This is a genomic window from Mesorhizobium sp. M8A.F.Ca.ET.202.01.1.1, assembly GCF_004791595.1.
Lineage (GTDB): Bacteria > Pseudomonadota > Alphaproteobacteria > Rhizobiales > Rhizobiaceae > Mesorhizobium.
The window spans coordinates 1-297 of the sequence record NZ_SRUN01000256.1 but is presented as its reverse complement, the minus strand read 5'-3'; the positions used below and the strand labels follow the sequence as shown (position 1 = coordinate 297).

2 protein-coding genes are annotated in these 297 nt (G+C 66.7%); both read right to left on the bottom strand.

The window, feature by feature from the left end; translation table 11 throughout:
- Positions 1-145 (bottom strand): SDR family NAD(P)-dependent oxidoreductase (locus EN845_RS34750; RefSeq protein WP_135931338.1); only part of this gene is annotated, 145 nt, incomplete at its 3' end.
- A 9-nt stretch (positions 146-154) separates the two neighbouring features.
- Positions 155-297, bottom strand: a 143-nt coding sequence (locus tag EN845_RS34745; protein WP_135931337.1) for an SDR family oxidoreductase, incomplete at its 5' end; no start/stop codon positions are given.

The following is a 297-nucleotide window of genomic DNA, read 5'->3' as shown; positions in this document are numbered from 1 at the left end:
CGGCGGCGACCTCGTCGACGCGCGGATCGATGGCGCTGACCACGACCGCCGCACCCTCCGTCGCGAAGCGTTTTGCCATGGCGGCGCCGATGCCGCCGCTGGCGCCCGTGACGACCGCTGTCTTTCCCTCAAAACGCTTCTGCATCTTCTCTCCCTACCAGCAGACGAAGCCGCCATCGACGATGAGGTCGATGCCGGTGACGAAACTCGAGGCGCGGGCCGCCAGGAACACGGTCGGTCCGACCATCTCTTCCGGCGTCGCCATTCGGCCCATCGGCGTGTCGCGCTTGAAGATTT